The sequence below is a fragment of the Georgenia sp. genome (assembly GCF_054605595.1).
The window spans coordinates 1-6,545 of record NZ_JBTSDU010000151.1 but is presented as its reverse complement, the minus strand read 5'-3'; the positions used below and the strand labels follow the sequence as shown (position 1 = coordinate 6,545).

Genomic DNA, 6,545 nt, shown 5'->3' with positions numbered 1-6,545 from the left:
CTGGGAGCCCGGCGTGGATCTCCGGCGCGGCTCCGCGGACATGACCCCGGGCATCTCGGTGGCGGCCGCGAACAGGGGGACGTCCCGATGAGCCGTCGCACCCGGGCGTGCACGGCGGTCGCGAACGGGGGGGACGTCCCGATGAGCCGTCGCCCCCTGGCGCGCACGGTGGCAGCCGCCCTCGCGGTGCTCGCGCTCGCGGCCTGCGCCCCCGGGGGCACCTCGAACGCCTCCGTCGCCGACTCCGGCTACGTCGCCGGGGACGGGTCGTTCGCCACCTGGTCGGTAACCGAGCGCGGCGAGCCGGTCGCCCTGACGGGCACCACGTACGACGGCGGCACGGTCGACGTGGCGGATTGGCGCGACGCCGTCGTCGTCCTGAACTTCTGGTACGCCGCGTGCCCCCCGTGCCGGGCCGAGGCGCCGGACCTGCGCGCCGTCGCCGAGGACTACGCCGACGACGGCGTCCGGCTGCTCGGCGTCAACCCGCGCGACGACGTCGGCACCGCCCAGGCTTTCGAGCGCACGTTCGAGGTGCCCTACCCGTCCGTGCACGACGAGAGCGCGGCCGCCGTCGCGGCGCTCGAGGGCCTCGTCCCGCTCCAGGCGATGCCCTCGACCGTGGTGCTCGACGGCGAGGGCCGCGTGGCCGCCCGCATCCTCGGCCAGATCGAGCCCGCCGTACTCCGCGGGCTCATCGACGACACGCTCGCAGAGGAGGTCTGAGCCCCCGTGTGGGAGGAGATCGCCGACACCTTCGCGCGGACCGTCCTGGACGGTTCGATGCTCGCCGCACTGCCGGTGGCCGCCCTGGCGGGACTCATCTCCTTCGCGTCCCCGTGCGTGCTGCCGTTGCTGCCCGGGTACGTGGGCTACCTCGGCGGCATGGTGGGGGCGAGCGCCGGCGTGGGCCCCGGGGGTGGGGGCTCCCGGACCGTGAGCGGCACCGGGGCGCTGGGTCGCACCCGGGCAGCTACCGGCAGCGGGGCGCTGGGTCGCACCCGGGCAACTACCGGCACCCGTGCACGGACCGGTACCGGGGCACCGAACAGTGGGCGGCTCCTGCTCGGGGTGCTGCTCTTCGTCGCCGGGTTCACCGCCGTGTTCCTGCTGCTCGGCGTGATGTTCTCGCTGGCGGGCATCGCCCTGCGCGCCCATCTCGACCTCATCATGCGCGTCATGGGTGTGGTCGTGATCGTCATGGGGCTGGCCTTCATGGGGGCCCTACCCGCCCTCCAGCGTGAGCGTCGCCCGCACATGGCACCCCGCTACGGGTTGTGGGGCGCCCCGGTACTGGGTGCCGTGTTCGGGCTCGGTTGGGCACCGTGCATCGGGCCGACGCTGGCGGCGGTCCTCAGCCTGTCCTTCGGGGGTGCGGACCCGACCCGCGGCGCTCTCCTCGTGGTGGCGTACTGCCTCGGCCTGGGCGTGCCCTTCGTGGTCCTGGCGATGCTGTTCTCCCGATCGAGCCGTGCGCTGAGCTTCCTGCGCCGGCACCGCCGCACCCTCCAGGTCACCGGTGGCGGCCTCCTCGTGCTCCTCGGCGGCGCGCTCGTGACCGGTGTGTGGGGCACGATCACGAACCAGCTCCAGGGCCTCATCGACGGCTTCGTGACGGTGGTCTGACGTGCGTGCCCCCACCGAGCAGGACCCCACCGACCTCAGCTCCAAGGCGGGTCTCGGGGGCAGCGAGTCCGCGGGTGAGCCGACCCAGCCGACGCTCGACATCCGGGGCTGGGCGCGTTGGATCTGGCGTCAGCTCACCAGCATGCGGGTGGCGCTGCTCCTGCTGCTGCTGCTGGCCGTCGCGGCGCTGCCCGGCTCGTTCTTCCCGCAGGAGCCCCAGGACCCCACGGCGGTCGCCGCGTACCACGCCGACCACCCCGCGCTGGCGCCGTGGCTCGAGCGCCTCGGCTTCTTCGACGTGTACTCCTCGCCGTGGTTCGCAGCCGTGTACCTGCTGCTCTTCGCCTCGCTGATCGGCTGCATCCTGCCCCGCGTCAAGGTGCACTGGCGGGCGTTGCGCTCGCAGCCACCGCGCGTGCCCCGGAGCTTCGCCCGGTTCCCCGCACGCGGGGAGCGCACGGTCGCCGCCACCGAGGAGGACGTCGCCGCGAGGGTCACCGCGGCGCTGCGGGGGCGGTACCGCACGGCGACGACCGACGGCGGCATCACCGCGGAGCGCGGCTACCTGCGCGAGACCGGCAACATCGTCTTCCACCTCTCGCTGATCGGGCTGCTGCTGGCGATGGCCGCCGGGCAGCTCTTCAGCTACCGCGGCCAGGCCGTCGTCATCGAGGGTCAGTCCTTCGCCAACTCGGTCCTCGCCTACGACTCCTTCGACCCGGGCACGCTGTTCGACGCCGACCAGCTCGAGCCCTTCACGTTCACGCTCGACGGCTTCGAGTCCGCCTTCACGGTGGACGCCCAGGCCCGCGACTTCGCCGCGCACATGTCGGTGACCGAGCCCGACGGCACCGAGCGGGACGAGACCATCAAGGTCAACCACCCGATGACCGCCGGCGGCGCCAACGTCTACCTCTCCGGCAACGGTTTCGCCCCCGACCTCACGGTCCGCGACGGCAGCGGCGAGGTGGCCTTCGCCGGCGCCGTGCCGTTCCTGCCCGAGGACCAGATGTACACCTCGCGCGGCGTCGTCAAGGTCCCGGACGTCACCGGCGGCCAGGAGCAGCTCGGCCTGATCGGCGCGTTCCTGCCCACCGCCGTCATCGCCCCGGACGGCGCGGGGGCGTTCTCCGCGCACCCGCAGCCCAACTCCCCGCTCCTGGTGCTCACGCTCTGGGTCGGTGACCTGGGCCTGGACGACGGCGTCCCCCAGAACGTCTACGTCCTCGAGACCGCGAGCATGCGTCAGGTCTACGAGGAGGCTGACGACGGCACCGCCGGCTCGGCCGCGACCGGGCAGCAGCCTGTCACGATCTTCCTCGCGCCCGGGGAGACCGTGGAGCTGCCCGAGGGCCTCGGGTCCGTGACCTTCGAGGCGCTGCCCCGGTTCGCGGCCCTCGACCTGCGCTACGACCGCTCGCTGCCGTGGCTCCTCGCGTTCGCCGTCGCCGCGATGCTCGGCCTGTTCGGCTCGCTCTTCGTGCCCCGCCGTCGCCTCTGGGTTCGGCTGACCACCGCGGCGCCCGACCGCACCGTCGTCAGTGCCGCCGCACTGGCCCGCGGCGACGACCCCGGGCTCGTCCGCGACCTGGAACGGGTACTTGCCGCCGCTGGGCCGGCCGTGGAGGCCGGCGCCCCCACGGCGGGCAACGGGTCGGCGAGTGTCCGAACGGCGGGTGTGGACGGCCCGACCGTGGACACCGGCACTTCGGGTGCCCGAACGGCGGACGTCGACGGCCCGACCGTGGACAATGGGGCCTCGACGGGCGGGGCACCGGCCGACGAGGTCCCGACCGTGACCGACGCCGAGGCGTGCTCGGCACGAAAGGACCCCGATGCCTGAGAGCGAGCTCGGACAGCTCAGCACGCTGTTCATCTACGGTGCCATGGCGGCGTACATGATCGCCCTGGTGGCCTTCGCCGCCGACCTGTCGGGGCTGCGGGTGCGTACCCCGGGTGCGCACCGGCGCGCGGCCGGCATCGGCATGGCGACCACGTGGCTGGGCGCCGCCCTGCACCTCGTCGGTGTGGTCACCCGGTCGATCGCTGCGGGCCGGGTGCCGTGGGCGAACATGTACGAGTTCTCGATCCTGTCCACGCTGGTCGTGGTGCTGCTCTTCCTCGCCCTCCAGCGGGGTCGTGACCTGCGCTACCTCGGCACCTTCGTGACCGGGCTCGCACTGCTCATGCTCGGTGTCGCCGTCTCGGTGCTCTACGTGCGCGCGGACGGGGTCCCGCCGGCGCTGAACAGCTACTGGCTCGTCATCCACGTCTCGATCGCGACCGTCGCCACCGGCGTCTTCGCCGTAGCGACGATCCTCTCCAGCGTCCAGCTCGTCCAGGAGCGGGCCGAGCTGCGCCGCGCCGCCGAGCCCGGCGCCGCGGAGGCACCCGAGCCGGTGCTGGTCGGCGTCGGCGGATCGGTGCCGGGGCAACGTGCGGGCGCCGCCGCCGGCGCGGAGCCCGCCACGTGGCGGGGCCGCCTGCTCGAGGTGTTGCCGAGTTCGGCCGAGTTCGAGCGCCTCGCCTTCCGCCTCAACGCCGTCGGCTTCATGATGTGGACGTTCACCGTCATCGCGGGGGCGATCTGGGCCGAGCACGCCTGGGGCCGGCCGTGGGGCTGGGACGCCAAGGAGACCTGGTCGCTCGTGGTCTGGGTGGTCTACGCCGCCTACCTGCACGCCCGCGCGACGCGGGGCTGGGAAGGACGGCGCGCCGCCGTCCTGTCGATCGTCGGTTTCGGCGCCGTCCTCGCGAACTACTTCCTGGTGAACCTGTTGTTCAACAGCCTGCACGCCTACAGCGGGATCGGATAGCCGAAGCCAGCGGGATCGGGTAGCGGAAGCGGGTCAGGGGCGCGTGCTGCTCCCGGGCGACGTGTCGCTGCCGGGGGAGCCGGTCTCGTCGTCGCCGGACGGCCTGTCGGCCTCGGTGCCGCCGGTCGCATCCGTCTCGGCGGAACGATTGGTGTCGGCGGAACGGCCGGCATCGGCAGAGCGGTTGGTGTCGGCAGGACGGCCCGCGTCGGGTGCGGCCGGGTCCGCTCCGCCGTCAGCCGCCTCGTGCTCGCGCTGGGCCCGGCGCTGCTCGCGGGCGAGCCGGGCGAGGAAATCTGGGTCGTCGTCGGGGGCGGTGGGCCCGGGGCGACGGCTCGGCCGGTGCGGGCTCTGGGAGGTCCACACGATCGGCCGGCCGCTGGCCGCGGCCGACGCCTCCGCGCTGGCGATGCGGCTGATGAGGATCCACGCCAGTGGGCCGAGCACCGGGAAGATGATGAGCACCAGCCACAGCGCCTTCGGGATGCCGGACGGCATCGAGTCCTCAGGCGTCCGCGCACAGTCGATGAGCGCATAGATCATCAGCGCGAGAGGAATGATGACGACCAGCAACCTGCCCATCTCTCTAGGGTAAGCGGCGCGCGCCGCCCACGGCGTCCGGGGCCGGTAGGTAGGGGTGGCGCGGGGGTCGCAGGAGCGCGTGAACCGTGGCCGTAGGCTGGCCGTCATGCGTCTGCTCGTCTACAGCCTGCTCCGGGTGCTCCTCATCGCCGCGGCGGCCGGGGTGCTGTACCTGCTCGGCATGCGCTCCTGGCTGCTGTGGGTCACGGCCGTCGTCGTCGGCGCGCTCCTGTCCTACCTGGTCCTCCGCTCACAGGGCGAGGCAGCGGCGGCGTTGCTCGCCGAGTTGAACCCGTTGCGTGCACAGCGCCCGACGTTCTCGCCCGACGTCGAGGCGGACGCTGCGTACGAGGACGCACTCGTCGACGCGGCGGGCCCGGGTGACGCGGCGGGTCCGGGTGGCGCGGCGGACCCGGAGAGCGCGACCGGCCCGGTGAGCGCGGCGGGTCCGGGTGGCGCGGCGGACCCGGAGAGCGCGACCGGCCCGGTGAGCGTCGCGGACCCAGAGAGCGTGACCGGGCCCGAGCACACGGTCGCCACCGAGGCGGGCAGCACCCTAGAGCGTGAGCCCGACGCCGAGCAGGATGCCGTAACCGAGCTCGAGCAGCGCGGTGTCCCGCAGGACGACGATGAGGTCGCGTCCCGCGGCGCCGCCGAGGACGGTGCGCGAGAGCCGGACCGTCCAGGGGACCAGGAGAAGTACGAGCAGCGTCCACGGTGACGCCGGCGCGCAGGTGAGCGCGAGGGCGAGCGGCACCCAGACCATCAGGGAGTACCAGAGCCGGGCCCGCCGCTCGCCGAGCCGGACCGCGAGCGTGTTCTTTCCGACCTGGGAGTCCGTGGGGATGTCACGGATGTTGTTCACCATCAACAGGGCGCACGCGATGAGCCCGACGCCGATCGCGCCCGCCCACGCCGGCCACGACAGCGTGAGCGCCTGCGTGTAGGTGGTCCCGAGCGTGGCCATGAGGCCGAAGAAAGCGAAGACGCCGACCTCGCCGAGGCCCAGGTAGCCGTAGGGGTGCCGACCGCCGGTGTACCCCCACGCCGCCAGGAGCGCGAGCACTCCCGCCGCGAGCAGCCACCACGTTCCGGAGACGGCCACGAGCACCGTACCGAGCACCGCCCCGACGACGAGGCTGAGGATCGCGGCACGCTTCACGGTCGCGGGGCTGGCCTTGCCGCCGCCGGTCAGGCGCGGCGGACCGGTCCGGACGGCGTCGGTGCCGCGGACGCCGTCGGAGTAGTCGTTCGCGAAGTTGACCCCGATCTGGAGCGCGAGTGCCACGCCGCCGGCCAGGAGCGCCCGGCCCACCGAGGCATGGCCCAGTGCTGCGGCCGCCCCCGTGCCGATGAGCACGGGGGAGACGGAAGCGGGCAGGGTGCGCACACGGGCGCCTTCGAGCCAGTCGGACAGCGTGGCCATGAAGCTCCGAATCGGGTCGGTCGGGTGCGGGCCGGCCGCACGGGGAACGTTCCACGATATCCGGTGCCGGGACCGGCATCCGGCGGCCCTGAGCC

At 73.5% G+C, this 6,545-nt stretch carries 6 protein-coding genes; 4 read left to right on the top strand and 2 right to left on the bottom strand.

Features of this window, described 5'->3' with window-relative positions:
- Nucleotides 1-141 precede the first annotated feature (141 nt).
- From ACYC1Z_RS13500 to ccsB, 4 genes are read left to right on the top strand one after another with little or no spacing between them, the layout of a single operon-like run.
- Nucleotides 142-726 (top strand): TlpA family protein disulfide reductase, encoded by a 585-nt coding sequence (locus ACYC1Z_RS13500; protein ID WP_461410042.1) that lies wholly within the window; start codon nucleotides 142-144, stop codon nucleotides 724-726.
- Nucleotides 727-732: 6 nt separating this feature from the next.
- Nucleotides 733-1,626 (top strand): cytochrome c biogenesis CcdA family protein, encoded by an 894-nt coding sequence (locus ACYC1Z_RS13495; protein ID WP_461410041.1) that lies wholly within the window; start codon nucleotides 733-735, stop codon nucleotides 1,624-1,626.
- A 1-nt stretch (nucleotide 1,627) separates the two neighbouring features.
- Nucleotides 1,628-3,469 (top strand): cytochrome c biogenesis protein ResB, encoded by a 1,842-nt coding sequence (resB, locus tag ACYC1Z_RS13490; RefSeq protein ID WP_461410040.1) that lies wholly within the window; start codon nucleotides 1,628-1,630, stop codon nucleotides 3,467-3,469.
- Entirely contained in the window at nucleotides 3,462-4,442 is a 981-nt protein-coding gene (ccsB, locus tag ACYC1Z_RS13485) for a c-type cytochrome biogenesis protein CcsB (protein ID WP_461410039.1), read from the top strand. The genes resB and ccsB overlap by 8 nt, the downstream gene beginning before the upstream one ends.
- A 33-nt stretch (nucleotides 4,443-4,475) precedes the next feature.
- On the opposite strand, the gene ACYC1Z_RS13480 is transcribed toward ccsB, so the two are convergent.
- Nucleotides 4,476-5,024: a PLD nuclease N-terminal domain-containing protein gene (locus ACYC1Z_RS13480; RefSeq protein ID WP_461410038.1), complete on the bottom strand. Its 549-nt coding sequence runs from the start codon at nucleotides 5,022-5,024 to the stop codon at nucleotides 4,476-4,478.
- Between the two features lie 556 nt (nucleotides 5,025-5,580).
- Nucleotides 5,581-6,450 (bottom strand): 1,4-dihydroxy-2-naphthoate polyprenyltransferase, encoded by an 870-nt coding sequence (locus tag ACYC1Z_RS13475; protein ID WP_461410037.1) that lies wholly within the window; start codon nucleotides 6,448-6,450, stop codon nucleotides 5,581-5,583.
- Between the last annotated feature and the right edge of the window lie 95 nt (nucleotides 6,451-6,545).